The 1,235-nt window shown below is 55.2% G+C and carries 1 protein-coding gene; it reads left to right on the top strand.

The window, feature by feature from the left end:
• The first annotated feature begins 64 nt into the window (after positions 1-64).
• Positions 65-1,227 (top strand): IS3 family transposase gene (locus DTP52_RS30985; protein WP_109756663.1). Its coding sequence is split into 2 segments (ribosomal slippage): positions 65-320 and positions 320-1,227, totalling 1,164 coding nucleotides; the frame shifts between segments, so codons are not numbered across the junction.
• The last annotated feature ends 8 nt before the right edge of the window (positions 1,228-1,235 follow it).

The raw sequence follows: 1,235 nt of genomic DNA, 5'->3' as shown, positions 1-1,235 counted from the left end.
TGTAGTGGTCTAATGAAACCGGACACCCATTTAGGTGAGAATGCTCGCCAGATCGAGGTGTCAGATGACCAAACAACGCCGTTCCTTTTCTGCTGAATTCAAACGCGAGGCTGCCGACCTCGTGCTCAAGCAAAACTACAGCTACATCGAAGCCAGCCGTTCACTTGGCGTCGGCGAGTCGGCCCTGCGCCGCTGGGTTGATCAGGTTCAGCAAGAGCGCCAAGGTGTTACGCCGCAGAGCAAAGCATTGACCCCGGAACAACAGAAAATTCAGGAGCTGGAAGCCCGGATTGCCCGGCTTGAACGGGAAAAATCGATATTAAAAAAGGCTACCGCGCTCTTGATGTCGGAAGATCACGAGCGTACGCGCTGATCAATCAGTTGAGCGTCCATGAGCCGGTTGATTGGCTGTGCAAGCTGTTTGAAGTCACTCGTTCGTGCTACTACGCCCAGCGCCTTAGGCGCCGCACGCCTGATGTTGAACGACTTCGGTTGCGCAGCCGGGTGAACGAGTTGTTCACGCAAAGTCGTAGCGCTGCGGGCAGCCGCAGTATCTTGTCGCTGATGCTTGAAGACGGTGAACAACTTGGTCGATTCAAAGTGCGCAGCTTGATGCGCGAGCTTGATTTAGTCAGTAAACAACCCGGCTCACATGCCTACAAACGAGCGACAGTAGAAAGACTCGATATCCCGAATACCTTGAACCGTGAGTTTGATGTGCCAGCCCCGAATCAAGTGTGGTGCGGCGACATCACCTACATTTGGGCCCAGGGGAAATGGCATTACTTGTCGGTCGTACTGGATCTCTGCACGCGCCGGGTGGTGGGCTGGGGGTTGTCGGAAAAGCCGGACGCTGAACTGGTGATCAAGGCCCTGGATATGGCCTACGAGCAGCGTGGCAGGCCTTCGGGTCTGCTGTTTCACTCGGATCAGGGGTCGCAATACGCAAGCCGGCTATTTCGTCAGCGATTGTGGCGTTATCGCATGCACCAGAGCATGAGTCGCCGGGGAAATTGCTGGGACAACGCGCCAATGGAGCGCGTGTTCCGCAGCCTAAAAACGGAATGGATACCGACCACGGGCTACAGAACGACTCAAGAAGCCAAGCGCGATATCAGCCACTTCTTGATGCATCGGTACAACTGGATTCGGCCTCACCAATTCAATGGTGGGTTGGCACCAGCTCGGGCCGAGGAAAAACTTAACGTCGTGTCCGGGATTAGTTGACCACTACA

It is taken from the genome of Pseudomonas sp. 43mfcvi1.1 (genome assembly GCF_900115935.1).
GTDB classification, from domain to species: domain Bacteria; phylum Pseudomonadota; class Gammaproteobacteria; order Pseudomonadales; family Pseudomonadaceae; genus Aquipseudomonas; species Aquipseudomonas bijieensis.
This window is presented reverse-complemented; position numbering and strand designations above follow the sequence as displayed.